The organism is Pseudomonas sp. Con_6 (assembly GCF_059379395.1).
Genome location: NZ_CM182011.1, coordinates 4,708,523 through 4,732,916, shown reverse-complemented (window position 1 = coordinate 4,732,916; position 24,394 = coordinate 4,708,523). Strand labels below are relative to the sequence as shown.

General features: G+C 64.8%; 31 protein-coding genes. 17 read left to right on the top strand and 14 right to left on the bottom strand.

Annotated features, from left to right (window positions below):
* Nucleotides 1-42: 42 nt before the first annotated feature.
* The 6 genes from AC5QPF_RS21005 to ku all read left to right on the top strand — a co-directional run bounded on the left by AC5QPF_RS21005 (nucleotide 43) and on the right by ku (nucleotide 2,859).
* Nucleotides 43-648, top strand: coding sequence for an SCO family protein (locus AC5QPF_RS21005; RefSeq protein WP_494959716.1), 606 nt, complete (start codon nucleotides 43-45; stop codon nucleotides 646-648).
* Nucleotides 642-1,121, top strand: a complete 480-nt coding sequence (locus AC5QPF_RS21000) for a copper chaperone PCu(A)C domain-containing protein (protein ID WP_494964222.1) — start codon at nucleotides 642-644, stop codon at nucleotides 1,119-1,121. Before AC5QPF_RS21005 ends, AC5QPF_RS21000 begins: the two co-directional genes overlap by 7 nt.
* Before the next feature lie 203 nt (nucleotides 1,122-1,324).
* Nucleotides 1,325-1,498: a con-10 family general stress protein gene (locus tag AC5QPF_RS20995; RefSeq protein ID WP_330075391.1), complete on the top strand. Its 174-nt coding sequence runs from the start codon at nucleotides 1,325-1,327 to the stop codon at nucleotides 1,496-1,498.
* A gap of 104 nt (nucleotides 1,499-1,602) precedes the next feature.
* Nucleotides 1,603-1,782, top strand: a complete 180-nt coding sequence (locus AC5QPF_RS20990; protein WP_494959715.1) for a hypothetical protein — start codon at nucleotides 1,603-1,605, stop codon at nucleotides 1,780-1,782.
* A gap of 90 nt (nucleotides 1,783-1,872) precedes the next feature.
* Nucleotides 1,873-1,992, top strand: coding sequence for a PSPA7_2676 family Cys-rich small protein (locus tag AC5QPF_RS20985; RefSeq protein WP_494959714.1), 120 nt, complete (start codon nucleotides 1,873-1,875; stop codon nucleotides 1,990-1,992).
* Between the two features lie 15 nt (nucleotides 1,993-2,007).
* Nucleotides 2,008-2,859, top strand: coding sequence for a non-homologous end joining protein Ku (ku, locus tag AC5QPF_RS20980; RefSeq protein WP_494959713.1), 852 nt, complete (start codon nucleotides 2,008-2,010; stop codon nucleotides 2,857-2,859).
* Between the two features lie 236 nt (nucleotides 2,860-3,095).
* Here the strand turns inward: ku and AC5QPF_RS20975 are convergent, their stop codons facing one another.
* The 5 genes from AC5QPF_RS20975 to ligD are packed head-to-tail and all read right to left on the bottom strand — an operon-like array spanning nucleotide 3,096 to nucleotide 8,574.
* A complete protein-coding gene (locus AC5QPF_RS20975) occupies nucleotides 3,096-3,752 on the bottom strand; it encodes a glycosyltransferase (protein ID WP_494959712.1) in 657 nt (218 codons plus the stop codon).
* On the bottom strand, nucleotides 3,749-4,348 hold the full coding sequence (locus AC5QPF_RS20970) for an SAM-dependent methyltransferase (protein WP_494959711.1): 600 nt from the start codon (nucleotides 4,346-4,348) through the stop codon (nucleotides 3,749-3,751). Before AC5QPF_RS20970 ends, AC5QPF_RS20975 begins: the two co-directional genes overlap by 4 nt.
* Nucleotides 4,345-5,097 carry a PIG-L family deacetylase gene (locus AC5QPF_RS20965; RefSeq protein WP_494959710.1) on the bottom strand — a complete coding sequence of 251 codons (753 nt, stop codon included), beginning with the start codon at nucleotides 5,095-5,097 and terminating at the stop codon, nucleotides 4,345-4,347. The genes AC5QPF_RS20970 and AC5QPF_RS20965 overlap by 4 nt, the downstream gene beginning before the upstream one ends.
* A complete protein-coding gene (locus AC5QPF_RS20960; RefSeq protein ID WP_494959709.1) occupies nucleotides 5,094-6,134 on the bottom strand; it encodes an acyl-CoA dehydrogenase family protein in 1,041 nt (346 codons plus the stop codon). Before AC5QPF_RS20960 ends, AC5QPF_RS20965 begins: the two co-directional genes overlap by 4 nt.
* Before the next feature lie 22 nt (nucleotides 6,135-6,156).
* On the bottom strand, nucleotides 6,157-8,574 hold the full coding sequence (ligD, locus tag AC5QPF_RS20955; RefSeq protein ID WP_494959708.1) for a DNA ligase D: 2,418 nt from the start codon (nucleotides 8,572-8,574) through the stop codon (nucleotides 6,157-6,159).
* A 164-nt stretch (nucleotides 8,575-8,738) separates the two neighbouring features.
* On the opposite strand from ligD, the gene AC5QPF_RS20950 reads away from it, so the two are divergent.
* The 3 genes from AC5QPF_RS20950 to AC5QPF_RS20940 all read left to right on the top strand — a co-directional run bounded on the left by AC5QPF_RS20950 (nucleotide 8,739) and on the right by AC5QPF_RS20940 (nucleotide 10,435).
* Nucleotides 8,739-9,215: a phosphotransferase system, HPr-related protein gene (locus tag AC5QPF_RS20950; RefSeq protein ID WP_494959707.1), complete on the top strand. Its 477-nt coding sequence runs from the start codon at nucleotides 8,739-8,741 to the stop codon at nucleotides 9,213-9,215.
* A gap of 17 nt (nucleotides 9,216-9,232) precedes the next feature.
* A complete protein-coding gene (locus AC5QPF_RS20945; RefSeq protein ID WP_494959706.1) occupies nucleotides 9,233-9,466 on the top strand; it encodes a metallothionein in 234 nt (77 codons plus the stop codon).
* A 216-nt stretch (nucleotides 9,467-9,682) separates the two neighbouring features.
* Complete coding sequence (locus AC5QPF_RS20940) at nucleotides 9,683-10,435, top strand: glycine-rich domain-containing protein (RefSeq protein ID WP_494959705.1); 753 nt, start codon at nucleotides 9,683-9,685, stop codon at nucleotides 10,433-10,435.
* A gap of 5 nt (nucleotides 10,436-10,440) precedes the next feature.
* On the opposite strand, the gene AC5QPF_RS20935 is transcribed toward AC5QPF_RS20940, so the two are convergent.
* From AC5QPF_RS20935 to AC5QPF_RS20925, 3 genes are read right to left on the bottom strand one after another with little or no spacing between them, the layout of a single operon-like run.
* On the bottom strand, nucleotides 10,441-10,812 hold the full coding sequence (locus tag AC5QPF_RS20935) for a termination factor Rho (protein ID WP_494959704.1): 372 nt from the start codon (nucleotides 10,810-10,812) through the stop codon (nucleotides 10,441-10,443).
* Nucleotides 10,813-10,868: 56 nt separating this feature from the next.
* A complete protein-coding gene (locus tag AC5QPF_RS20930) occupies nucleotides 10,869-11,297 on the bottom strand; it encodes a hypothetical protein (RefSeq protein WP_494959703.1) in 429 nt (142 codons plus the stop codon).
* Between the two features lie 20 nt (nucleotides 11,298-11,317).
* Nucleotides 11,318-12,235, bottom strand: coding sequence for a DUF72 domain-containing protein (locus tag AC5QPF_RS20925; RefSeq protein WP_494959702.1), 918 nt, complete (start codon nucleotides 12,233-12,235; stop codon nucleotides 11,318-11,320).
* Nucleotides 12,236-12,424: 189 nt separating this feature from the next.
* Between AC5QPF_RS20925 and AC5QPF_RS20920 the strand changes: the two genes are divergently transcribed.
* From AC5QPF_RS20920 to AC5QPF_RS20900, 5 genes are all read left to right on the top strand, one after another.
* Nucleotides 12,425-12,820 carry a low affinity iron permease family protein gene (locus tag AC5QPF_RS20920; RefSeq protein ID WP_494959701.1) on the top strand — a complete coding sequence of 132 codons (396 nt, stop codon included), beginning with the start codon at nucleotides 12,425-12,427 and terminating at the stop codon, nucleotides 12,818-12,820.
* Nucleotides 12,821-12,884: 64 nt separating this feature from the next.
* The gene (locus AC5QPF_RS20915) at nucleotides 12,885-13,436 is read left to right on the top strand and encodes an ATP-dependent Clp protease proteolytic subunit (RefSeq protein ID WP_494959700.1); all 552 of its coding nucleotides are present in this window, start codon (nucleotides 12,885-12,887) and stop codon (nucleotides 13,434-13,436) included.
* Nucleotides 13,437-13,652: 216 nt separating this feature from the next.
* Entirely contained in the window at nucleotides 13,653-14,537 is an 885-nt protein-coding gene (locus AC5QPF_RS20910) for an EamA family transporter (protein ID WP_494959699.1), read from the top strand.
* 141 nt (nucleotides 14,538-14,678) lie between these two features.
* Nucleotides 14,679-14,870 carry a hypothetical protein gene (locus AC5QPF_RS20905; RefSeq protein WP_494959698.1) on the top strand — a complete coding sequence of 64 codons (192 nt, stop codon included), beginning with the start codon at nucleotides 14,679-14,681 and terminating at the stop codon, nucleotides 14,868-14,870.
* Nucleotides 14,871-15,053: 183 nt separating this feature from the next.
* Nucleotides 15,054-15,350, top strand: coding sequence for a hypothetical protein (locus AC5QPF_RS20900; protein ID WP_330075412.1), 297 nt, complete (start codon nucleotides 15,054-15,056; stop codon nucleotides 15,348-15,350).
* A gap of 66 nt (nucleotides 15,351-15,416) precedes the next feature.
* On the opposite strand, the gene AC5QPF_RS20895 is transcribed toward AC5QPF_RS20900, so the two are convergent.
* The 5 genes from AC5QPF_RS20895 to AC5QPF_RS20875 form a co-directional block, all read right to left on the bottom strand.
* Nucleotides 15,417-15,836 (bottom strand): globin domain-containing protein, encoded by a 420-nt coding sequence (locus AC5QPF_RS20895; protein ID WP_494959697.1) that lies wholly within the window; start codon nucleotides 15,834-15,836, stop codon nucleotides 15,417-15,419.
* A 111-nt stretch (nucleotides 15,837-15,947) separates the two neighbouring features.
* Nucleotides 15,948-16,280, bottom strand: a complete 333-nt coding sequence (locus tag AC5QPF_RS20890; RefSeq protein WP_494959696.1) for a hypothetical protein — start codon at nucleotides 16,278-16,280, stop codon at nucleotides 15,948-15,950.
* A 421-nt stretch (nucleotides 16,281-16,701) separates the two neighbouring features.
* On the bottom strand, nucleotides 16,702-17,250 hold the full coding sequence (locus AC5QPF_RS20885) for a cupin domain-containing protein (RefSeq protein WP_458978092.1): 549 nt from the start codon (nucleotides 17,248-17,250) through the stop codon (nucleotides 16,702-16,704).
* 115 nt (nucleotides 17,251-17,365) lie between these two features.
* The gene (locus AC5QPF_RS20880; RefSeq protein WP_494959695.1) at nucleotides 17,366-18,553 is read right to left on the bottom strand and encodes an MFS transporter; all 1,188 of its coding nucleotides are present in this window, start codon (nucleotides 18,551-18,553) and stop codon (nucleotides 17,366-17,368) included.
* Nucleotides 18,554-18,769: 216 nt separating this feature from the next.
* The gene (locus tag AC5QPF_RS20875; protein WP_494959694.1) at nucleotides 18,770-20,026 is read right to left on the bottom strand and encodes an OprD family outer membrane porin; all 1,257 of its coding nucleotides are present in this window, start codon (nucleotides 20,024-20,026) and stop codon (nucleotides 18,770-18,772) included.
* 173 nt (nucleotides 20,027-20,199) lie between these two features.
* Here AC5QPF_RS20875 and AC5QPF_RS20870 point away from each other — a divergent pair, with 173 nt between their 5' ends.
* Nucleotides 20,200-21,408, top strand: a complete 1,209-nt coding sequence (locus AC5QPF_RS20870) for a Bcr/CflA family multidrug efflux MFS transporter (RefSeq protein WP_494959693.1) — start codon at nucleotides 20,200-20,202, stop codon at nucleotides 21,406-21,408.
* Between the two features lie 177 nt (nucleotides 21,409-21,585).
* The gene (ppnN, locus tag AC5QPF_RS20865; RefSeq protein WP_494959692.1) at nucleotides 21,586-22,959 is read left to right on the top strand and encodes a nucleotide 5'-monophosphate nucleosidase PpnN; all 1,374 of its coding nucleotides are present in this window, start codon (nucleotides 21,586-21,588) and stop codon (nucleotides 22,957-22,959) included.
* Between the two features lie 83 nt (nucleotides 22,960-23,042).
* On the opposite strand, the gene AC5QPF_RS20860 is transcribed toward ppnN, so the two are convergent.
* Entirely contained in the window at nucleotides 23,043-23,480 is a 438-nt protein-coding gene (locus AC5QPF_RS20860) for a hypothetical protein (RefSeq protein WP_494959691.1), read from the bottom strand.
* Between the two features lie 126 nt (nucleotides 23,481-23,606).
* Here AC5QPF_RS20860 and AC5QPF_RS20855 point away from each other — a divergent pair, with 126 nt between their 5' ends.
* Nucleotides 23,607-24,338: a hypothetical protein gene (locus tag AC5QPF_RS20855; protein WP_494959690.1), complete on the top strand. Its 732-nt coding sequence runs from the start codon at nucleotides 23,607-23,609 to the stop codon at nucleotides 24,336-24,338.
* The last annotated feature ends 56 nt before the right edge of the window (nucleotides 24,339-24,394 follow it).

Here is a 24,394-nt window from a genome sequence, read left to right as displayed (position 1 = left end):
AGCTTCAACGCGAAGCGTGCACCTTCCCGAAAGGATGGTTACATGAACGATCTACTGACCCGGCGCTCCGTTCTCGCCGGGCTCGGCGTGCTGGGCCTCGGTGCCCTGGCGGGCTGCGACAGTTCCCCGAAACTCGATTTCAAGTACGGCAAGGACCTGAGCAACAAGATCCTCGGCCGCTCCTTCAAGCTCCAGGATGTCCACGGCGACACCTATGCGCTGTCGAGCTTCTACGGCTCCATGCCCATGGTGTTCTTCGGCTTCACCCAGTGCCCGGCCATTTGCCCGACCACCCTGGCGCGGGCGGTGCAGATCAAGAAGCTCATGGGCCGCGACGGCGACTTCCTGAAAGTGGTGTTCATCACCCTCGATCCCGAGCGCGACACTCCCCAGGTGCTGGAGGACTACGTGAAGGCCTTCGACCCGACCTTCACCGCGCTGTCCGGCACCCCCGAACAGATCGCCGCCACCGCCAAGGAGTTCGGCGTGTTCTACGAAAAGGTGCCGTTGGGTGACAGCTACACTGTTTCGCACTCGTCCACCAGTTTCGTCTTCGATTCCCGCGGCCGCCTGCACCTGGGCCTGTCCCACTCGCTTACGGCGAAAGAATGCGCCGAAGACCTGTTGACCCTCATGGAGATCTGCTGATGCCAATCCTGCGCAAATCCCTGGCCATCCTGGCCCTGTGCGGCGCGGCCCTGCCGGCCCTGGCGCAAACCACCGTGGGCGAGCCCTGGGTCCGCGCCACCGTTGCCAACCAACAGGCCTCCGGGGCCTTCATGACCCTGACTGCCGACAGCGACAGCAAGCTGGTCGCCGTGCAATCGCCAGTGGCCAAGGACGTGCAGATCCACGAGATGAGCATGAACGGCGACGTGATGAAGATGGGCCCGGTACAGAGTCTCGACCTGCCGGCCGGCAAACCGGTGGTTCTCGATGCCAATGGCTATCACGTGATGCTGATGGGCCTGAACCAGCAGCTCAAGGAAGGCCAGCAGGTGCCCCTGACCCTGGTGATCGAGGATGCCAAGGGCAACAAGGAAAACCTCGAGATCCAGGCCCCGGTGCGCTCGCTGACCAGCGGCGGGCATGAAATGCATCACGGCCAGGGCCACAAGTAAGCACTGCTATCCCTTGCGGGAGCGAGCAAGCTCGCTCCCGCAGGTTCAGCGTTGATATCCCCCTTCCTTCCGTTTGCGCACCAACATTTCCCGCCACCCGTCCGGCCGCCCTCAATCAAAGCGAATCCTTCAAGCCGCATGTACTCCGAAGTCATGTACGGCATAACGTCGTGCACTCTTCGTTTTCTATGAGGTGAAAGATCATGGCTAACAATGAAAACCGCACTGGCTCCAAGCAAGGGGGCAACCCGGGCAACTTCGCCAATGATCGGGAAAAAGCCTCCGAAGCCGGTCGCAAGGGCGGGCAACATTCGGGTGGCATGAATCAGGACCGGCAGAAAACCCAGGACACCGGCCGCAAAGGTGGTCGCTCCTGACACGCAGTAACGCTGTAACTGGCGGGGCATGATCGATGCTCCGTCCGCCTGGCGCATCGCGGCATGTCCTCGATGCGCCGTTTGCTTTTGTGGAGGACATCGCCATGAACAACGGCGCAACCCTGTTCCTGCTGTCCGGCCTGCTGGTCTTGGGCGGCTGTTTCGACAACTCCAACCATCCCGGCAAGGACAGCGATCCGAGCAAGCCTTCGCTGCAGATGCAGCAACCTCAGTCGGAAAACCCTGCCTCGCAACTGGCGCCGAGCAAGGACAGCGACAACTGATCGGCCTTGCCCGCATCTCGAACAAACCTTCTGTGCTTCCCGTTGGTCACTACTACATGAGCCCGATCAACGGGTACCAGGAGGTGGCCAATGACCTTTTACTGTCTGCTCCGTGGATGTCAGTGGCGGTCGCTGTCATTCGGCGAGTCCGAAGGCGTGGCGTGTCAGTGTTGTGAACGTTGTGGTGCCCTGCGCTACCACCTTTCCTGACAAGCGGAGTCCTCCATGGCACGAGCAATCTGGAAAGGCGCCATCAGCTTCGGCCTGGTGCATATCCCCGTGGCCCTGGCCTCGGCGGTGCGCAGCCAGCGCATCGACTTCGACTGGCTGGACCAGCGCAGCATGGACCCGGTGGGCTACAAGCGGATCAACAAGGTCACCGGCAAGGAAGTCACCAAGGAAAACATCGTCAAGGGCGTGGAGTACGAGAAGGGCCGCTACGTGGTGATCAGCGAAGAAGAGATCCGCAAGGCACGGCCCGAGGCGACCCAGACCATCGATATCTTTTCCTTCGTCGCGGCCGACGAGATTCCGCTCCAGCACTTCGACACGCCCTATTACCTGGCGCCCGACAAGCGCGGCGGCAAGGTGTACGCCTTGCTGCGCGAGACCCTGGAAAGCACCGGCAAGGTGGCCCTGGCCACGGTGGTGTTGCATACCCAGCAGCACCTGGCGCTGTTGCGGCCGCTGGAGGATGCGCTGGTGCTGATCACCCTGCGCTGGCCGGATGAAGTGCGCGGGATCGACAGCCTGGAACTGGACAGCAGCGTGACCCAGGCCAAGGTCGCCAAGGGCGAGAAGGAGATGGCCCGGCGCCTGGTCGAGGACATGAGTGGCAAGTGGACGCCGGACGAGTACCAGAACGTGTTTCGCCACACCATCATGGACCTGGTGGAGGAGAAGGCCAGCAAGGGCAAGATCAGTGTGGTGGAGCAGGCCGAGGAGGCGGGTGGCAAGGGGGCCGATATCATCGACCTGACCGAGTTGCTCAAGCGCAGCCTGGGGGGCAAGGGCGCGAAGCCTGCGCCGAAGAAAAAGGCCGCGCCGGCGAAGAAGACGCCGCGCAAGGCTTCCTGAGCGACTAGGACAACACATAACTCATTGATTTAGCAGGGACGGCGTGGGAGCGGATTTATCCGCGATTGGGCGCGAAGCGGCCATAGAATCTGAGTCCGCGTTGTGTCAGGAGAACTCGGGACTCAGGTTTTACGACGGCTTTGCCGCCGATCGCGGCGGTCCGGCGTTCCGGTGAATCCGCTCCCACGCCGATCGCGGCGCACTTGCGGTCTGGGTGGACTCCCACATGGACGGCGTCAGGCTGAAGCCAACGACTTCAGATAATCCCCAAACCCACCCCGCGCCCGAGGATCCAGGCGCGGGCTGGTGGACACGCTGTTGCGCGCCGTCCACACGATAGTCGCCCCGCACGCCTGCAGGTCCTCGATCAGCCGCACATCCTCGTTCAACGCCAGTGGCTGGAATCCGCCGACCCGCTGGTACGCCCGCGCACAGATCCCCAGGTTGGCCCCGTGGATATGCCGGTGCCCCTCGCGCATTTCGTAGCGACTCAGATACCGCGCCTGCAAAGCCCCGTCCTGCTCCGGCAACCACTGCTCCACATGCACCGTGCCGCATACCGCGTCCGCGGCGAATGCCAGCTGGCACAACAGCCAGTCCACCGGCACGCAGCTGTCCGCGTCGGTGCAGGCCAGCCACTGCGCGCCTCGCTCCAGCATCAGCGCGGCCCCGGCGCGACGGGCCTGGCCGACGTTGCGTACATCCACCTCCAGGATGTCCACGGCAAAGCGCCGGGCAATCCCGGCGCTGCCGTCGCTACAGCGGTCCAGCACCACGAGGATTTCCACCCGGTACCCGGCCGCCTCGGCTGCACGGGCGGCCGCGCCCATGGCCGTCAGGCAGCGTGGCAGGGCCTCGGCTTCGTCGTGCGCAGGGATGATCACGGCAATCATGGGCAGGTCTCGTCCAGGTCGATCACGCGGGGCTGGCAGCTCCAGTATTCCAGCAGGAAATCCGCTTCCTCATGGCGCAGCACCCGGTACAGCGGCAGGCGCTGTTCCAGCAGGGCATGCACCTGGCGCCCGTCCTGCGGGCAGCCCTCGATGGGGTGCAGCCAATGGCAGGCGAGCAGGCCGCCGTCCCCGGCCAGGCTGGCCACGGACTGTTCGATCACCTGCAACCAGGCCTCGGGATCGAGGTAGTAGCCGATTTCGCCAAGCACGATCAGGTCGAAGACCCCGCCCGGCCAGTCCCCCGGCAAGCGCCCCTGCTCGACCCGCACCCCGGGCAGATGTGCCAGCCGTTGCCGGGCCAGGGCCACCGCCGTGGCGTCGAGGTCGTGGCAGAGCAGTTCGCTGCAGCGCTCGGCCAGGGCCGCGCTCAGTTCGCCATTGGCGCAGGCCGGCTCGAACACCCGCTCATGGAATTGCCGCGGCAGGCTGGCCAGGATCAGCTCGCGCTTGCGCTTCTCGTACCAGCGCGTGCGGAAGGCCCAGGGGTCGTCGCTGGCGGCGAACAGGTCGGCGAAGTAGCCCGCGTCGACGCTCATCGGAACACCAGTTCGAAAGGTTGCAGCAGGCATTCCAGCGTCGCCGCCGGCAGTACCGGCGGGCGCTCGCCGTCCGCTTCGATCTGGCTGACATGCTCGGCGATGGCCTGCTGCTTGCGTTGCAGCGCGTCGGCGTCCAGCGCCACCTTGCAGGCGCGCTGCCAGGGCAGGCGCGGGTCCTCGGGTTCTGCCCAGTACCAGGCCCATACCGGCACCTCCAGCAGGTCGACGCTCCTGGCCTGCGCCGCCTGGGCGCAGGCGCGGCCGACCGCTTCGTGATCGGCATGGCCATCGCCGCGCCAAGTACAGAGCAACAGGTCGTCCGGCTGCAGCAACTGGCCCAGATGATTGACCAGGAACGCTTCGTCACGGGCCACCGCCGTGTCCTTGAGCGACAGGCGCTGCCATTCAAGGGCCTGCACATCGAGGCCGAGGTGGTGCAGGGCACGGCGGCTTTCCAGCGGACGCTGGCGGCGCAGGCGATGCTCGCTCCAGTGCGTCGAGCCGGGATGGCTGGCCTCGCCATCGGTGACCGAGATCAGCAAAAGGTCCTGCTCGCGCCCGCGCAGGCTGGCGAGCAGGCCACCGCACATGAGCACCTCGTCGTCCGGGTGCGGCGCCACTACCACCAGGCGCCTGCCCGGCGGACACAGCTGCAGCGGCTCGATCCAGGTCGCGCGGGCCAGGTGGGCGGATTGTTGCCAGTGTTCCGGGCGGGTTGCCGGGCCTGCGAACAGTTCCTCGCTCATAGTTGCCAGGCTCCCGCCGGCACGTGCGCCAGCTGTTGTCCAAGGACGGCCAGGTCCCGTTCCGCATGGCTCTGGCGCAGGTACACCGGCAGGTCGGCGGCGAGGCGGGCGAAGTGGCTGTTGTGACAGTAGGGCGTGGCGCCGAGCGCGCGGCCGACATGCGCCATCACCTGGTTCACCGCCTGTTCCACCTGAGCCCGGGTTCTTCGCACCAGCAGTTCGGCATCGCCGCCGGGGTTGGCGTCGATCCACGCGGCGCATTCGCGCAGGGTCGTGCGTGCGCCGCACAGCGCGGCGTCCACGGCGCCGAGATGGGCTTCGGCATGGGGATCGGGACGCGGCTTGCGGCAGTGCTCGCGCAGATAATCCGCCAGCGCCTCCGCAGCGCCATACCAGCACGCGGCGATTCCGCCACCGCCGTGCCAGAACCCCGGCCGCGCCAGGTACTGCCCCGGCGCCCCGATGGCCTGGGCCGGCGAGCGGTCGAACTCGATCACCACGCTGGTGGTGGTGGCCATGCCCACCGCCTGCCAGTCCTCGGCCAGGATCCGCTGGCTCGGATGGGACAGCTCGATGGCCACCAGTTGCGGCTCGTCATGTTCCCAGGCCGTGACCAGTGCGTTGTCGATCTGCAGGGCTCCCGAGCACCAGGCCTTGCGTCCTTCGAGGATCACCTGGTCGCCGTCACGCTCGACGATCCGCGTGCGCGCATCCGGCGGCTCGGCCGCCCACACGCCCCACAGGCCCTGGCCGACGCGGTGGCTGGCAGCGCACTCGGAGAGGATCGCCAACGCATCGGTGTGCCCTTCGTACAGCTTGGCCAGGCTCAGGTCGCAGCCGGCCACCCGGGCCAGGGTCTGCCAGCGTTGCAGGGTGTGGCCCTGGCCGGGCAGGGGCAGCAGGTCGAGGTGGTCCTGTTGCAGCGACTGCAGGATCAGCGGCAACTGGGTGTCCAGGTGCAGCGCCTGGGGGCGCTGGGTGAAGCTGCGTAACAGGGTGTCGAGGCTGCCGAGGTCGAAGTCCTGGATGATGCTCATGATGTCTCCTTGTGCGGCTCGCTCAGCGCAAGCCAAGGCGCTTGCGCATGGTGGCGCTGATCGACTGGCGGGTGCCGGCGTAGTCCTGCCACGGATCGTTGCCCTCGGCCAGGCGTTCGTCGATGTTGGCCAGGGTCCACTGGTTGGCGCCTTTCAGTTCGGCCAGTTCCTGTGGCCAGATCGGCACCGATACCGGCAGCCCCTCACGGGCCCGCAGCGACCAGGCGCACACGGTGGTGGCGCCCTTGCCGTTGCGCAGGTAGTCGATGAAGATCCGCCCGACCCGGTTCTTCGGCCCGGACACTGCCGACAGGCGATCGGGAAACAGCCCGGCCAGGTGGCTGACGATGGCGTGGCTGAAGTCCTTCACCTCGTCCCAGCCGGCCCTGCGCTGCAACGGCACCACCACGTGGATGCCTTTGCCGCCGCTGGTCTTGAGGAAATAGCGCAGGCCGATTTCATCGAGCAGGGCCAGGGTCAGGGTGGTCGCCTCGACCATCGCCTTCCACGGCAGCGCCGGATCCGGGTCGAGGTCGAGGACGAAGCGGTCGGGGCGTTCGAACTGCTTGTCGGTGGCGTTCCAGGTGTGCAGTTCGAGCATGTTCATCTGCACCGCGCCGAGCAGGGTGTCTTCGCGGTTGATGACCATCGCCGCCTGGCCAGCCTGGTCCTTGTCGTAGGTCTTCACCTTGGGCAGGTCGAGGTGCGCGGCGTTCTTCTGGAAGAACAGCTCGCCGCCCAGGCCGTCCGGCGCGCGCACCAGGGCCACCGGGCGGTCCTTGAGGTGGGGGAGGATCAGGGTGCCGACCTTGGCGTAGTACTCGGCGATGGCCAGCTTGGTGGTACCGCTGCTGGCATCGATGATCCGCTCGGGATGGGTCAGGCGCAGGCTGGCGGGCATGGGACGCTCCAGGTGGATGGCGCGGGCCGGCTTGTCGCGGCGCAGGCCGTGGAACACCGCATGGCGGACGATGCCGTCGCGGGTCATCTGGGCGAAGCTGACCTCCGCCAGCAGGCGCGGTTCGAGCCAGTGCACGCCGCGGGCTTCGGCACCGGTGGGGGGCTTGTCCAGGGCCGGGCGGCGGATTTCCAGGGGCTTGAGCTGCCTGAGCAGGGTGGTCAGGGTATCGGTGCTGAAACCGGTCCCGACCTTCCCCGCGTAGCGCAGCTGTTCGCCGTCATGCAGGCCCAGCAGCAGGGCACCGAAGGCGCTGCGGCTGCCCTTGGGATCGGTGTAGCCGACGATCACGAATTCCTGGCGCTGCTGGCACTTGAGCTTGATCCAGTCACTGCTGCGCCGCTCCACGTAGACACTGTCCCGGCGCTTGCCGATCAGGCCTTCCAGGTTGAGCTGGCAGGCGCTGGCCAGCAGCGACTGCACCGGCTCGGCGAAGCTGGCGGAATAGCGCAGGGCCGGCGGCGGGTCGGCGAGGATCTTTTCCAGGGTGGCGCGGCGTTCGTCCAGGGGCAGTTGGCGCAGGTCGTGGCCATCGAGCCAGGGCAGGTCGAACAGGTAATAGACGATCCGTTCGTCGTGCTCGGTATCGAAGGCGTTCTGCAGGGCCTGGAAGTCCGCCACGCCATTGTCGTCGGCCACCACCATCTCGCCGTCGAGCCAGGCGGATTTCAGCTTGAGCTTTTTCAGCGCCGCGACCTGGTGCGGCAGCTTCGCTGTCCAGTCATGGCCATTGCGGGTGAACAGGCGCACGTCGCTACCTTCGATGCGGGCGAGGATGCGGTAGCCGTCGAACTTGATCTCGTAGCACCAGTCGCCTTCCGGCGCAGCGTCCACCAGGGTCGCCAGTTGCGGCTTGAGGCTGTCCGGCAGGGTGCCTTTCGCGGCTTTTTTCGGCGTGCGGGCGCGGGTGGTTTCTTTCTTCGTTCCTGGCAGGCTGCGTTCGCTGAGCACGCTGTGCGGCTCGGCTTCGAGGATGTCGTAGTCGCCTTCTTCGCGGGCGTGGGTGTCGCTCGACTTCACCAGCATCCACTGTTCCTTCTTGCCGGTCAGGCGGGTGCGGAACAGGTTCCAGCGACCGTTGAGCTTTTCGCCCTGAAGTTCGAAGCGCAGGTGGCCCTTGGCGTAGCCGTGGTCGGCGTCGCCTTCGGGAATCCACACGCCACGGTCCCAGACGATCACATCGCCCGCGCCGTAGTGCCCTTCGGGGATATGCCCTTCGAAGCTGGCGTAGTCCAGCGGGTGGTCCTCGACGTGAACCGCGAGGCGTTTCACCTTCGGGTCCAGCGACGGGCCCTTGGGAATCGCCCAGCTTTTCAGGGTGCCGTCCAGCTCCAGGCGGAAGTCGTAGTGCAGGTGGCTGGCGTCGTGTTTCTGGATGCAGAACTGCAGGGCATGGGCCTTGCCACGGTTGCGTTTGCCGCTGGGTTCCGGGGTGGCGGCGAAGTCGCGCTTGCGCTGGTATTCCTGCAGGGGCTTGGCCATGGCGGATGCTCTGTTTTCGGCGTCTTGATAAGTGGGAGAGGGTGCGCGGGACAGGAGTTCCATTGGCGTGGTGCCGGGCGGCGCGACCGGGGGGCGAAAAGACTGAATCATTCCGCGCGACGGGGAGTCGACTCAGGAAGAGCCCACCCGAAAGCGAGGCAGCCATGATCGACAAGACCGACAAGCCCGGGGCCAACGCGCCCTATGTTCCCCAGGAAATCGACGATATCCAGGACCGCATGGGCGAGGTCCGTGAACTGGATTTCAGCGAGCGCCACGACGAGCGCCAGGGCCGTGCCGGCGATGCCCGGCCGGAGCAGGAAGTGAACCGCGAGTTTCCGCCGGAGCGGGTGGAGCGCGGTGGCATGAGCGGCGGTGAAGCGCTCACTGAAAGCCTGCACGAAGACAACGTTACCTACGACGACCTCAGCCCCGACACCCTGTTTGACCAGAGCGGTGCCCGCGATCCGTCCGAGCAGGGCGGTGACGGCCCGGCGGACAGGCAGTTGCGCCGGGTCGACGGGGACGAGATCGGCGGCGGCATCGGCCTCGACGAGGCCGAACTGGCCCGCTCCGCGCCCCTTGATGGCAAACCCTGGACCGACCGTGTCTCGCCGCCTGAAGGCGACGAGGAACCTTGAGCATGAAGGAGACGACCATGACCGATCACTGCGCCTGTCCCGGCTGTACCTGTGAAGTGGATGCCAGCGCGTTGAAGCAGAACGGTGAGGCCTACTGCTGCGAAGCCTGCGCCAGCGGGCATGAGAACGGCGAGCCGTGCCGCATGAGCGACTGTCATTGCGGCGATGACAAGGGCAAGCAGCCCGATGAGTCGAATGTGGATAACGCGCTGGAGGAGACGTTCCCGGCGAGTGATCCGATTTCGCCTTGATGCTCTGTTCCGCGACTGCGTATGCCGCGATCGCGTATACCGGGATTGCACATACGGCGATTGCATACGGCCAAAATACGGCCAAAAGGTTCGTGTGCAATTCCTGTCCGCAATAACCTCTATCGCCAAGCGTTCTTGCCAACTGGCATTTCTGTCAGGTGAGCGCCGCGCGTTCCAGCGCTATGGTCTGGATGAACCGCGCCCCGAGGTTTTGCCATGTCAGGACGGAACATCGCCGCAGCACTGTTGTTCGGCATGGCGTCGATTCCGCTCACCCACGCTGGGAACCAGACCTGGACCCGGCCCGCCGATACCTACCTTCTCGAACTGCCAGCCTCGGTCCGCAAGGTCACCTTCACCCTGATCGGCGCCGGGGGCGGAGGCGGGCATGGCGCCGTGGCCCGTGACCTGCCGTTTTTCAACGGCAGCCCTGCCGCAGGCGGTGGTGGCGGGGGTGGGGCGACGCTGATCTGCACCCTGGTGGTGTTGCCTGGTTCTGCGCTGCTGGTCACCGTCGGTACAGGAGGCGTGGCCTCGGCGGGTGGGGCGAGTGGCATTCGCATTCGTGAGCCGGGCGGCGCAATCTCGGCGTTCACCTTTTTCGCCTACGGAGGCGAAGGCGGGGGCCATGGGCGTAGTCGCTGGCTGTCCAGCTCGCCTGGGCACGCTGGCCGCGGCGGTAAGGGCTCGATCACGCCGGATTGCGTGCTGGTCGAGGGCTTAGCCGGCCGTGATGCCAGCGCCGACACCCCGGGCAAGGGCGCCGCAGCCAATCCCGACGAGGCGGCAAGACGCGTCGCCATCCTGCGCGGGCTCAAGGTCCAGCGCAGCGAGCAGGCGACGGCCAGTGCCGCAGATGTCGCTCGCGCGACCTTGTGCAAGGGCGCCGGCATGGGCGGCGATGGGGGTGTCGCATCGCACACCGATGGCCGCCCGGGGAGCGATGGCTGCGTGTCCATCGACTACTGAGTTGGTTACCGGCTCAGTGCCTTGATCAACTCGGCCTTGCGCATCGTCGAGCGTCCCGCGATGTTCTGCTTGCGTGCCTTGTCCATCAGCTCGGCCTTGGTCAGGTCTTCCATGGGTTGATCCGGCCTTGGCACACCATGCCTGGTCTTTACCGCGCGTCGCGCCGAGGACTGCCGCGACTCGTGCTTGGCGCCCGCGCTTTTCTTCTGCCCGGAACCACCCGCCTTCTCGCCGCCTCCGGACTGCTTGTTGACCGTGGCCCAGGCGCGGGCTTCGGCTTCGTCCTTGGGCACGCCCTTGGCTTCGTAGCTGTCCTCGATATGTTCGGCCTTGCGTTTCTGTGCCTCGGTGTATTTGTCTTTGCTTCCACGTGGCATGGGAAGGTCCTCCGGTGGTGTGTGTGCCGGCGATTGGCCCGCGAGCCAGGCGCCAATCAGGGCTGCCGCCAGGTCCCCCCGGCCTTCTCGCAGTCGATCCGCGACTGGCCCTGGTTGCGTGTGTCGTAGTAGTAGGTGACCACACGCGCCTCCTTGGGAATCGTTGGTCGTGCGCCGTCCGGGTCATTGCTGGTGGCCTTGGGATTGGCCAGGCTCTCCTGGGTCAAGGGCGCGCTGCATTGCCCGGTCTCCTTGTCCGGGCAGCGCGCCACCCGGCGTTTTTCGGTGTTGAGCATTTCCTTGTTCTCGTTGCTGCACGACCAGTCGATGGCGTCGTCGGGCATGCCGGTGAGCCTGTAGCAGGTCTGCACTTCCACGGGCGGCACCGCCTCGCTGGACGAGCGCGTGCTGACCTGGCAGGCATCCGCCAGGACAGGGCCGCTGGCAAGGCTGGCGAGGATCAACAGCAGGGCAGGGGTTCGCATGGTCGCCTCCGGTGGCGGTGTCACAAGGGTATGGCCGGGGCCTTGCCCGGTTCGGTTTGCAGGTGGGCGTCGAGCCTGAGGCGATGCAACAGCTCGCGGGCATCAAAGGGCGCGCGGACTTTCAGGTCGTTGTCGAAGTAGCAGTACACCGCCTTGCTGCCCTTGGTCGCCGCGTCCCGCGAATCGACCAGATGCGCATCGCCAGGTTGCTGGCCACGGCCCCAGGTGCGGATGCGCCGGGCCCAATGCTGCAGTGCCGCGTCGGTGTAGCCACTGGCATAGAGTTCGGCGTCGCCATGCAGGCGCAGGTAGACGAAGTCGGCGGTGAGGTCTTCCAGGCAGGGCCATTTGCCTGCGGTGTCGGCCACTACCAGCGCCACTTCGTGCTTGCGCAGCAGCTCGATGAAGGCCGGGTCCTTGAAACTGTCGTTGCGGATTTCCACGGCGTGGTGCAATGCACCCTTGCCGTTGTCCTTGAAGGCGCCGTCCTTCTTCAGGCGTTCGGCACACTGACGAGCACACAGGCTGGCGGCGTGGCGGTCATGGGGCAGGCGTTCGAGGAAGTCGCTGAAGCGCTGCGGGTCGAACTTCAGGCTCGGCGGAAACTGCCAGAGGATCGGCCCCAGCTTGTCGCCCAGTTGCAGTGGTCCGGACGCGAAGAAGTTCGCCAGCGGTTCGTCGATGTCCTTGAGCCGCCGGACATGGGTGATGTAGCGCGGCGCCTTGACCGCGAAGACGAAGCCATCCGGCGTGTCGTCGCGCCATTGCGCATAGCGTTGCGGGGTTTGCAGGGCGTAGAACGAACCGTTGATCTCGATGCTGTTCACCGCCCGCGAGGCAAAGGCCAGCTCATGCTTCTGCGCCAGGCCTTCGGGGTAGAACACCTTGCGCCACGGGGCGTAGCGCCAGCCGGAAATGCCGATGCGGATATCGCTCACCGCGTTGTCCTTTGTCGAGTGTCTTATTGGCTGCGACTGAAAGGGCGGATGGCCGGTTCAGGGCGACGGACGAATGGCGATCCTGCTCGTTGCAGTTGAACTTTGCCCGCCCCGCAGCCTCCACCGAATGTCGGGCCAGACACCCTCGGCCCGTCCCGTGTTCCTGGCATGCGGAAGGAAGTCGCCACCATGAAGTTCTCGCGTTTCGCCCAGAAGCTGGCCAACTGGACCGGTCGCCCCATGACCTTCGCCATCGCCTTCGGGCTGGTGCTGGCGTGGGGGATCAGCGGGCCGCTGTTCCACTTCAGCGATACCTGGCAACTGGTGATCAATACCTCGACCACCATCGTGACCTTCCTCATGGTCTTCCTCATCCAGAACACCCAGAACCGCGACACCGACGAGCTGCACATCAAGGTCGACGAGCTGCTGCGGGCCACGCGCCGGGCCCACAACGCCTTGCTCGGTCTGGACGACCTGGACGAGAAGCAGCTCCATGAGTTGCGCAAGCGCTACCAGCACCTGGGCGAACTCGCCGACGACAAGGGCGCGGACAACACCCCACGCAAAGACGGCAACGCCTGACTTCACGGAAAGACGCCGGCGTGCATGACGCCACCGGCAACCGACCTGACCGCACGAGGTGACCATGGCCAGTCATATCATTCATTTCACCGGACCGATCAACGCATCCACCTGCGGCAATCTCATCAGTACCTGCTCCAAGGCCCTGCAACAGGGTGCCGAGCGCCTGCAGGTCAATCTTGCGACCATGGGCGGGGAGTGCAGCTACGGCTTCAGTCTGTACAACTTCCTGCGGTCGTTGCCGGTGCGGGTGGATACCCACAACCTCGGTACGGTGGAATCGATGGGCAACATCATCTTCCTTGCCGGCGAGCACCGCACCGCCTGTGCCTTGAGCAAGTTCCTGTTCCACCCGTTCCACTGGACCCTGCACGGCTCGGTGGACCATGCACGGATGGCCGAGTATGCGATGAGCCTGGACTATGACTTGCAGTTGTATGCGCAGATCGTTGCCGAACGCACGCGAGGGGCGGAGGAGGTACTGGATATCCCGCGGTATCTGATGGCGTATCCGCGCATCGTGACGCCGGAGGAGGCGATTCGCTGCGGGTTGATCCAGAGCGTGGATGACTCCCGGATCGAAGCCGACGTGGTGCAGTGGAGTGTGCATGCCTGACGACAGGCGACATGAATCCTGGGGAGCAAGCTCGCTCCCACAGTGTTTCGTGCTGGCCGCCGATTCGTGCACCCTTCCGGAGCCGGGCGATGTATCTCGGTGCACTCCGAGGACCTGCTCATAGCCCGATCCGCCACCCAGACGCACCCGCCATGGCAGCCACAACGCCAATGAAGATATGATGTTTCAAATTATTACGCGTGCGATGGGGGAAAAATGCCGCTCAAGGATCTGTTGCTGGCGCTGGTGGTGATCGTTGCCTGGGGCCTGAACTTCGTGGTGATCAAGGTCGGTCTCGACGGTCTGCCGCCGATGTTGCTGGGGGCCCTGCGCTTCATCCTGGTGGCGATTCCCGCAGTGTTCTTCATACGCCGCCCGCAACTGCCGTGGCGCTGGCTGCTCGCTTATGGCTCGACCATCTCCCTTGGCCAGTTCGCCTTCCTTTTCGAGGCCATGCACAACGGCATGCCGCCTGGCCTGGCCTCGCTGGTGCTGCAGTCCCAGGCGTTCTTCACCATGATCTTTGCCGCAGTGTTTCTCGGCGAGCGCCTGCGGGCGGCCAGTGTCCTGGGCCTGCTGGTGGCGGCTGGCGGGCTGGCATTGATCGGCAGTGAGAACGGCAGTCACGTGCCTTTGGTGGCGCTGCTCCTGACCCTCTGCGGTGGCGCCTGCTGGGCCATGGGCAACATCATCACCCGACGCTTCGGCAAGATCGACCTGGTTGCCCTGGTGATCTGGGGGGCGCTGATTCCGCCGCTGCCTTTCCTGGCGTTGTCGTGGTACCTGGAAGGTCCGGCGCTGATCGAATCCTCGCTGCGCAATATCGGCTTGAACTCGATCCTTTCGCTGATCTACCTGGCGGCGATCGCCACCATGCTCGGCTACGGGCTGTGGAGTCGCCTGCTGTCGCGTTATCCGGCTGGCAAGGTGGCACCTTTTTCGCTTCTGGTTCCGGTGGTGGGGCTGACCTCATCGGCCTGGTTGCTGGACGAACGCCTGAGCGCGATCCAGTGCTGGGGCGGCTTGCTGGTGATGGTCGGGTTGCTGATCAATGTCTTCGGCCCGCGCTTGCGCGATGCCTTGCGACCTGCGCAAGCGTGAGCGACGTGCCATTGGTCGGGGATTCTGCCGATGACCGGTCGGTCTGCAAATGTCCGGCTAGTCTCTGAGATATCGAGATCGCTATTTTCAGGTTCTCCGCTGGAGGATTGGTAGCGGTCGCTTTCAGAGGGGAGCAGGAACATGAAGGATCAATTTCTCGAAGACCTCGGCGATGAATTCCCGATCAACTCCGTGGTGCGGTGCGGTCAGTCCGCCGTCCGCCTCGGTTTCATCCATATGACCCTGGACGATGCCCAGGGCACCTTCAAACCTCGGATGCCGGCTCGCGCCGAAAACCGCCGCTTCCTCCCCGCCGCCCTGCCGAAACGCTGAATTCGATGCCCTTTCGGGACATTCGCGGGTGTTTGCCCAAAGCGTCGACGGGTACGCTATTTGCGCCAATTGATGCCGTTTTGCTTGACCTCGCTCATTGCACCGCCCGGCGGTGCTGGAGAGAGTCGGCATTCTGTGCCTTACTACGCCCCGCCAACGCGCAAATTCCAGTGGAGGACAGCAATGCGTATCAGGGAAGAGAAATACTGGGAATGGGCGGATGCCATGTTGCACAGCCGCAGCCATGATGAAGTCCTGAGTGACGGGACCAGCATCGATGTTCAGGTCAGGCTCTCGCGCACCGGCGCGACTCAGTTGTTCCTAGGTGTCTATGCCCGCCAGGGCAAGGCGCTGCTGGAGGAGTACTACCCGACGCGTCCCAGCGAAAGCATGAGCCGGGCGCTGGTCTGGGGTGTCGATCGGGCCAGGGCGCTGGTGGCCGGGCTGCAGCCGGAGGAGCCGATGGCGCTGCGGGCATAACCGAATCGCTGACGACAAGGCCGGTGGGGCAATGAATGCCCCACCGGCTTTTTCTTTGCCTGTCGATCAGTGTCCGTGACGGGCGCGGCTGGCCTGAACGATACGCTGGGCCGGGACGCGCAGTTGGGTCAGCAGGTATTCGGCGAAGCCCGCTGTGTAGTTCTGCCGAGCGATGGCGCGTGCCATGCAGTCGAGCCAGAGGCGTGCGTGTTCCTCGCTCATCGGCCATTGTGCGTGGAACGACGGGATACCGATCGGACCGTAGCGCTCGGCGAACAACGCCGGTCCGCCAAGCCAGCCACTGAGGAAGCAGGTCAGCTTGTCCCGTGACAGCGCCAGGTCGGCGGCGTGCATGCGGCGCACCGGTTCGGCGGCGGGGTCCTGATCCATGATCGCGTAGAAGTCGTCCACCAGGCGCCGCAGCCCGTCGAGTCCCCCGGCGGCTTGATAGGACGCATCGGCGGTGCCGTAGGTGGGTTGGGTCATGGCGAAGGGGCTCCGGGGAAAAACCGCATCTTAGCGGCAAGGCGTTGACGAAGCGTGATCCCGGACATGAAAAAGCCCGGCCATAGGTCCGGGCTCAAGGATAAGTTTGACTCAGCAGAGACGCTCGATGACCTGGATGCCCCGGCCTTCACGCAGCGTTGGCCACTCCTGCTCGAGGGTCGCCAGCACGCGGCCGATGTATTGGGTGTCGGCGGCGGCCTTCTTGCCAACGTAGCCCTGGCCACGGCGGTACATCTTCAGGCGGGCACGCATGTTCGGCTTGCGTTGTTCGAACTCGCTTTCCGCGGTGCAGGCACCCATGCCTTCGATATGCACTTCACCCGCGTCGCAGATCCATAGAATGTGGCTGTCGAGGCTGTCCTTGCGTGCAGCGAACAGTTTGGCCAGTTCTTGGATGGTCGGTTTTTCGTTCAGGTTCATCATTAAAGCCCCCATGACGCTTCAGTATTGATTTCTCTTCCGGCGCTACGACGTGTAGCGCACTACCAAGGCTGCTACAGCAGCATCGCAACAGGGGCTTTCTTCACTCTGCCTTTTGGACAGTCCCACTCCACGGACGATCCGAAAACCACTCGAACCGTCTGGAACACCCTTGCCAGCGCTCCCGATCAGGGAGACGGCCTCATCATGCAAGAGGGCGACGAATGGCGTCAACAGGTTTTGTAGTGATTTTTTATCATCACTACAAAATTCTTTTCCTACAGGCTCTCCGGGTTATTCAGTGACTTACGGGTCATTCGGATGACCCTTCGGTCGATGCGCAGCCGCATGCCGCGTCGGCGGACGGGGGCAGGGAATCGAGAGAGAGGGGCAGCGGCCTCGCGGGAGCGGGCCGCCAGGGGAATCAGAAGTTCGCCGGGGTGTTGGCGCTGATGATCTCGGCCTCGTCCTGGCCGATGTTCTTGAAGCTGTGGGGCAGGGTGGTGGGGAAGTAGTAGCCGTCGCCCGAGTTGAGGATGCTCACCTGGCCATCGACCCGCAGCTCGATGGTGCCACGGGTGACCAGGCCGCATTCCTCGCCTTCGGCGTGGACGATCGGCTCTTCGCCGGAGTCGGCACCGGGGGCGTAGAGTTCGCGAAGCATGCGCATCTGCCGGCCTTCGACGCTGGCGCCGACCAGCAGCATGCGCATACCGCTGCGACCGAGGTCGGGTTGTTCGGCGGCGCGGAAGACGAAGCGCTCTTCCCGGGTGGGTTCGTCGAAGCTGAAGAACTCCGCCAGGGACATGGGAATGCCTTCGAGCAGCTTTTTCAGGGAACTGACCGAGGGGCTGACGCGGTTCTGTTCGATCTGCGAGATCGTCGAGTTGGTCAGGCCGCTGCGTCGGGCCAGTTCCCGTTGGGAGAGCTTGTTGCGTTCACGCACCAGTCTGAGTCGTGTCCCCGTGTCCATAGCCGCCTTGGTGTGTCAGAAATAATGGGCGACGCATTAAAACACACTCGTGGCGGGCTGTATGTGGGATTGGGCCGCTTTGCGGCCCTTCGCGAGCAGGCTCGCTCCCACAGGGTTATGTTCTGGCCGTTGACCACAGCCCTACCAGCAGCAAGAGGCCCGCCGCCACCAGCCATGGCAGCCGGGGGTCGAGGCTGTAGACCAGGGTTCCCGCCAGCGGCCCGATCACTACCCCGAGCCCCTGCATCGCCCCGATCGAGCCAGCGGTAGCCCCCTGTTCCGAAGCGTCGACCGCGTTCGCTGCCAGTGCCGTGAAGGCCGGGAATATCCAGCCCATGCCGCCGGCGCAGATGAAGAAACCAGCGCAGAGCGTCACGCTGTCCACGGCAAGTGCACTGACCACGAAGCCCAGTGCGCCCACGCTGGCACCGACGCGGATCATCCGCAGCGGCGGCCAGTTGAGCTTGCGCACCAGCAACTGGGAGCAGATCAGCGCCACGCCGACCATGGTCAGTGCCATGCCGGCGGCCTGGGCGGCCGCGCCCGGCTCCAGGGCGAGGCGGTCGAGTGCGAAGAAACCCACGGTGATCTGCGCCAGGGACACGCAGAGCATGGCAACGAAGGCCACTATCAGCGGCCTGCGCAGGCGCGGGTCATTCAGGCGCACCGGGCGCGGTGGCTGAGCCAGGTGCAGTTCCTGGCGTTCCAGCTTGCTGCGCAACACCAGCACCGCCAGCAGCGGCAGGATTGCCAGGGCGTACATCGGCAGGCTCAGGCTGAAGCGGGCCAGCAGCGCGGCCAGGGCCGGGCCGAGGACCAGACCGACGGCGTTGGCCGCACCCAGCGAGGCCATGGCCTTGGCGCGGTGCTGCGGTTCGACGTTGTCGGCGATCAGCGCGTTGCTGCCCACCGGCAGGGCGGCGTAGAAGGCGCCGATGGCGCCGCGACCGAGCATCATCCCGGCGAAGGCGATGGAGGCCGGAGGCAGCCAGCGCAGGGCGCCGTCGATGAACAGGCACAGGGCCCAGTAAGCGACGGTGAAGCCGCTGGCGCCGAGCAGGAGGATGCGACGCCGGCCATAGCGATCACTGGCGCGACCCCAGGGGCGGGCGAGGAGCATCCAGATCACTCCGGACACGGTCATCGCCGCGCCGGCCTGCCAGGGGGCAAGCTGCAGGACATGGGCGATGGGGCCGATCAGCGAGACGAAGGCCATCATGGCGATGGTGCAGGCCATGTGGGCGAAGAGCAGGGGGCGGATGTCGAAGGTGGTCTGTGGTGGAGGCACCTGGGCAGTGGTCATGGGGCGGTCCGGGGTTGGTTTTTGTGGTGGCCGTCCTGGCCTCATCGCGGGCAACGCCCGCTCCAACAGGGTCTTGTGTCGATCCTTGATATCGAGGACAACCCAGAACCTTGTGGGAGCGGGCGTTGCCCGCGATGAGGCCAGGACGGCCGACCATTGTGCCCCGGCCTGACCCGAACCTTGAAGATAAAACCGGTATTTACGTTTTTATTTCGCTCACCACAGCGCCACGGTGTACCCGAGAATCAGCCTGTTTTCATCGATGTCCGTGGTCAACCCGCCACTCGACCGGAACGTCGCATTACGCAGCCGCACGCTGAAATTCTTCAACGGCCCGCTTTGCACCACGTAGGCGATATCGGTGTCCCGTTCCCACTCCTTGCCGCCGCTGACCGTCGCGGTCTCGATGTTCTTGCCGTTGACGTAGCGGGTCATGAAGTTCAAGCCAGGCAGGCCGAAGCCGGCGAAGTTGTAGTCGTAGCGCGCTTGCCAGGCGTCAGTCTCGGCCTTGGTAAACACGTTCACCGTCACCAGGTTGACCGAGTACGGGTCCAGCCCCGGATAGGCAAAATCGCCATCGCCGGAGAGGTTCTGGTAGCCCAGGCCGAACTTGTGGGCGCCGACACCGAGGGTCAGCATGCCGTTGAAAAAGCGGTTGTCGATCTTGCCGCCATCGACGCGCGCTGCCGAACGCAGGGCGTCGTGGCCGGTTTCGCGGGTGTCGAAGTAGCGCAGGTCGCTGCGCAGGCTGACCCCGTCGGCCAGTGGCAGGTCGTGCACCAGGCCGGCGTAGTGCTGGCGGTAGATATCCTGCATCTCGGCGTAGTAGTAGCTCACGGCCAGGCGCGGGGTCAGGGCGTAGGTGCCGCCGGCCAGGTCGAGATGGCTGCTTTGCACCCCGGCGTAGCTCATCTCGTCGTTGCTCGAGGAGTCGCGCAGGTTCTGCTTGTCCAGGCGCCCGATGTTGAGGGTCAGGCCGTCGATGTCCTGGGAGGTGAGCAGGCCGCCGCTGTAGGTCGAAGGCAACAGGCGCACGTCGTTGATCGCCGCCACCGGCAGGGCCGGTTGCAGGGTGCCGAGCTTGAGGGTGGTCTTGCTGATGCGCGCCTTGGCGGTCAGGCCCAGCTCGCTGAAATCGTCCACCGGCTCGTGGCTGGCGCCGAAGGGTAGCAGACCGGTGCCGCGACGATCACGGCTGGAATCGAGCTTGACCCCGAGCTCGCCGAGGGCATCGACGCCGAAGCCGACGGTGCCTTCGGTGAACCCTGATTCCAGGCGCAGGATGAAGCCCTGGGCCCATTCCCGCGCCTGGCTCTGCGGCGCGTTATCCTGGCGGAAATCACGGCTGAAGTAGAAGTTGCGGGCTTCCAGGCTGCCCTTGCTGTCCTTGATGAAGTCGGCCTGGGCGAACAGCGGTGCGAGGGTGACGCACAGGCCAACACCGGCCGCGCGATAACGGGGAGAAAGAGACATCGATGGCATACCTTTTGTTTTTGTTCTGGCGTACTGAGGGCCAGCCCGCATCTCGCGAGCATGACTTATAGTTAACATGTTATCTTTTGTTCCGTGAAGCTCTTTTGCTAAGCGCGCGGATAAATTTAAGATATTAACGTTATGCCTTGTTCTTCTTTGCTCACGGAGCCCCGATGACGCATTCTTCCAACCCGGGGCGGCTGATCGTCCTGCTCGCTGCACTGGTGGCCTTTGCGCCGCTCTCCATCGACACCTACCTGCCCAGCCTGCCAGCCATTGCCAGCGACCTCGGTGCGGACGCCGCCCATGTGCAACTGACCATCAGCCTGTTCCTCGCCGGGCTGTGCCTGGGCATGCTGGTCTACGGGCCACTGTCCGACCGCTACGGCCGTCGCCCGCTACTGCTGGGTGGCATGGGCCTGTACCTGGTGGCGACGGTGGGCTGCATGCTGTCCGGTTCGGTGGAGCAACTGGTGGCCTGGCGCTTCTTCCAGGCCCTTGGCGGGGCAGCGGCGTCGGTGCTGGCGCGGGCTATCGTGCGGGACCTGTTTCCCCTCGGCGAGGCGGCGAAGGTGCTGTCGCTGATGCACCTGGTGACCATGCTCGCGACCCTGGTGGCGCCGCTGCTGGGCAGCGTGCTGATGGACCTCAACGGCTGGCGCACGGTGTTCTTCGCCCTGTTCGTGTTCTGTGCGCTGTGCCTGCTGGCTTCGGCCTGGAAGATCGGCGAGACCCACGCCCCGGACCAACGCGGCGACTCCCTGAGCAAGGTCTTCCTCGCCTATTGGCAGATCGCCCGACAGCCGCTGGCGCTGGGCTACATCCTCTGCATGGGCCTGGCCTTCGGCGGCATGTTCGCCTTCATCACCGCCTCGCCGTTCGTCTACATGGAGTACTTCGGCGTGTCGGCCCGTGGCTACGCCTGGCTGTTCGGCCTGAATATCGCCGGGATCATCGTCATGACCCTGGTCAACGCGCGCCTGGTCAGCCGCGTCGGGCCGTTGCGCATGCTCGCGGTGGGCGCCGGACTGGCCGGGATCGCCGCCGTCGGTCTGCTGGCGGTCGGGGCGAGTGGGTGGGGCGGGCTGGCGCTGATCGTCGTCTGGGTGATGGTTTATGTCAGCGTCACCGGGCTGCTCGGCGCCAACTGCGTGGCCAGCCTGCTGGCGCTTTACCCGCGTCAGGCGGGGGCGGCCGCAGGGCTGGCGGTAGCCTGTCAGTTCGCCCTTGGCGCTGGTTTTTCCGCCGCCGTCGGCGCTCTGGCCGACGGCACGCCGCGGCCGATGTGCCTGACCCTGGCGGTCGCCGGTTTGGGGTGCCTGCTGTGCTACAGCCTGATCGCCCGGCGCAGTCGCCTGCAGTCCGTCCGCCAGACAGTCTGATTCGCCATCGCTTGTCTTTGTCAGCGTCCATACTCAGTGAGCCCCGGGCTGTTTGCCTGACGCCCGGGCACCTGTTACAAACAGGTGCGACTACAAAAGATGCGACACCCGCGCGTGCGGCGTTCACAACAGCGGTGCCACAGACGTTCGCAGGCACCGAACAGCATGGAATCCAGAATGACCCAAAGACAGGTAATCAATGCTTCGGTCGCCCCCAAAGGTAGCCTGGAGACGCTTTCCCAACGTGAAGTCCAGCAATTGAGCCAGGCTGGCTCGGGCAGTATGTACAGCCTTTTCCGCCAGTGCGCCCTGGCCATCCTCAACACCGGCGCCCATGTCGACAATGCCAAGACCATCCTCGACGCCTACAAGGACTTCGAGGTCCGTTTCCACCAGCAGGATCGCGGCGTGCGCCTGGAACTGCTGAATGCCCCGGCCGACGCCTTCGTCGACGGCGAAATGATCGCCAGCACCCGGGAAATGCTCTTCAGCGCCCTGCGTGACATCGTCTACACCGAAAGCGAACTGGACCGCCTGAACATCGACCTGGACAGCTCCCAGGGCATCACCGACTACGTTTTCCAGTTGCTGCGCAACGCGCGCACCCTGCGCTCCGGCGTCGATCCGAAGCTGGTGGTGTGCTGGGGCGGGCACTCGATCAGCAGCGAGGAATACCAGTACACCAAGAAGGTCGGCCACGAGCTGGGCCTGCGCAAGCTGGACATCTGCACCGGCTGCGGCCCCGGCGTGATGAAGGGGCCGATGAAGGGCGCCACCATCGCCCATGCCAAGCAGCGCATGAGCAGCGGCCGCTACCTGGGCCTCACCGAACCGGGGATCATCGCCGCCGAGGCGCCGAACCCGATCGTCAACGAACTGGTGATCCTGCCGGACATCGAGAAGCGCCTGGAAGCCTTCGTCCGTGTCGGCCACGGCATCATCATCTTCCCCGGCGGCGCCGGCACCGCCGAGGAGTTCCTCTACCTGCTGGGCATCCTCATGCATCCGGACAATCGCGAACTCAAGTTCCCGGTTGTCCTTAGTGGTCCACGCAGTGCCGAGCCTTACTTCGAGCAGTTGCACGCCTTTATCGGCGCGACCCTGGGCGAGGCGGCGCAGGGCCTGTACCAGATCATCGTCGACGACCCGGTGCAGGTGGCGCGGGTGATGACCGAGGCGCTGAAGGAGGTCAAGCAATTCCGTCGCGAGCGCAACGACGCCTTCCATTTCAACTGGCTGCTGAAGATCGAGGAAAGCTTCCAGCGGCCGTTCGACCCGACCCACGCCAACATGGCCAGCCTGCAACTGAGCAAGTCGTTGCCGCCCCATGAACTGGCGGCGAACTTGCGCCGGGCGTTTTCCGGGATCGTGGCGGGGAACGTGAAGGACAAGGGGATCAGGTTGATCGAGGAGCACGGACCGTACGAGATCCATGGTGATGCCGAGATCATGGGGCCGCTGGACAAGCTGCTGCAGGCGTTCGTCGAGCAGCACCGGATGAAGTTGCCGGGTGGGGCGGCCTATGTGCCCTGTTATCGGGTAGTTGCGTAGGCCTTGAGGGCCTCATCGCGGGTGATCCTGCTCCCACACGGACGCTGTGGGAGCGGGTTCACCCGCGATAGGGCCCTCAAGCCTTAGACGAAATCACCAACAGCCATCAGTTGCAGGCTGCCATCGTCCTGCTCCTTGACCAGCCCGCTGGCCAGCAACAGCGGCTTCACCCGCACCTGCAGGCTCGGCTCGACAAAGGCCTTGATCGCCTCCAGGTCCAGCGAACCATTGCCCGGCATCTCTTCCTTGTTGTACGACAGCCAGGCCTTCTTCAGGTTGGTCAGCACATCCCCGGCAGTCGTGCTGGCAAAGCGCCGGTGCAGCGGAATTCCGTTGAATTCGAAGCTGTGGGCAAAGGCGTAGGCGCTTTCGTCGTTCGCGCTTTCCTTGCAGCGCGCGCAAACACAACGGCCATCACCGAAGGCATTGCTCAGGTAGGTGTTGAAGTCCACCACGGGCTTCAGGCTCAGGCGCTTGTCGACTTCGAACAGGTCACCGGTCAGTTTGGCTTCGGCACTCAAGGTCATCTCCTTTGCGGCTAGTGCGGATTCAGCCCGGCACGATACCAGCGCGGGCTCCGCCTTGCTTGGTTTCGTGATGGCTGGCTGCTAGGGTGCGGCGTTTGGCCATGCACCGAGGGGGCAATCATGAACCTGCTGGACCCGTTGACCGGTCTCGAAGCACTGACACGCAACGGCGTGCCGGAGCAGCCGGCTTTCGTCAGGGATTTCTGGCGCTGGGGATTCTCGGCGCTGCACAACACCTTTCTCCGGGGCTACTTCGCCGAATACCTGATCTACCGGCAGTTGCTGCAAGCACAGGACGGGACTTTCCTGGTTCCGGAGTCGCATTTCTCCACCAAGATGGAAGGTGACATGCATGACCTGGTGTTCTTCCTCAACGACGAGAAGTTCACCATCCAGGTCAAGTCCAAGGACTCCTTGACCGCCAGCGAGATCTACAAGACCTCGCTGACCCAGGGCTACGATACCGCGGCCAACCGCATCATCAGGGAAGTCGATCACTGGTCCGACTTCTACGTCTTCGCCTACCTGACCCTGGACAAGGCACACGGTGACCTGCTCGATAAGCTGCACAAGCAATGGAACCCGGCGCCGCACCTGGCGACGGAGGCCGACAAACAGCGCTACAAGGCGGCCCAGGACGCCGTGGTGCGCTCGGTACTGGAGATCGGCAACTGGACGTTCTTCGTGCTCAAGCGTGCGGACCTGCGTGGGAGAGAGGAGGTTACCCTGAGCGAGCTGCAGGAAATGGTCAGGAATGACGAGGCCATGCAGACCAGCCTCGATAACCTCCCGTTCATCCTGCGGATGCTGGCCGCGGGCATGATCGCCGAGCGCGAGCTTGCCGCTCGCTGACGCGGGCTTTTGCCTCATATCTGGCTTATCCTAGCGCCCCTTTGAACCTGCCCATC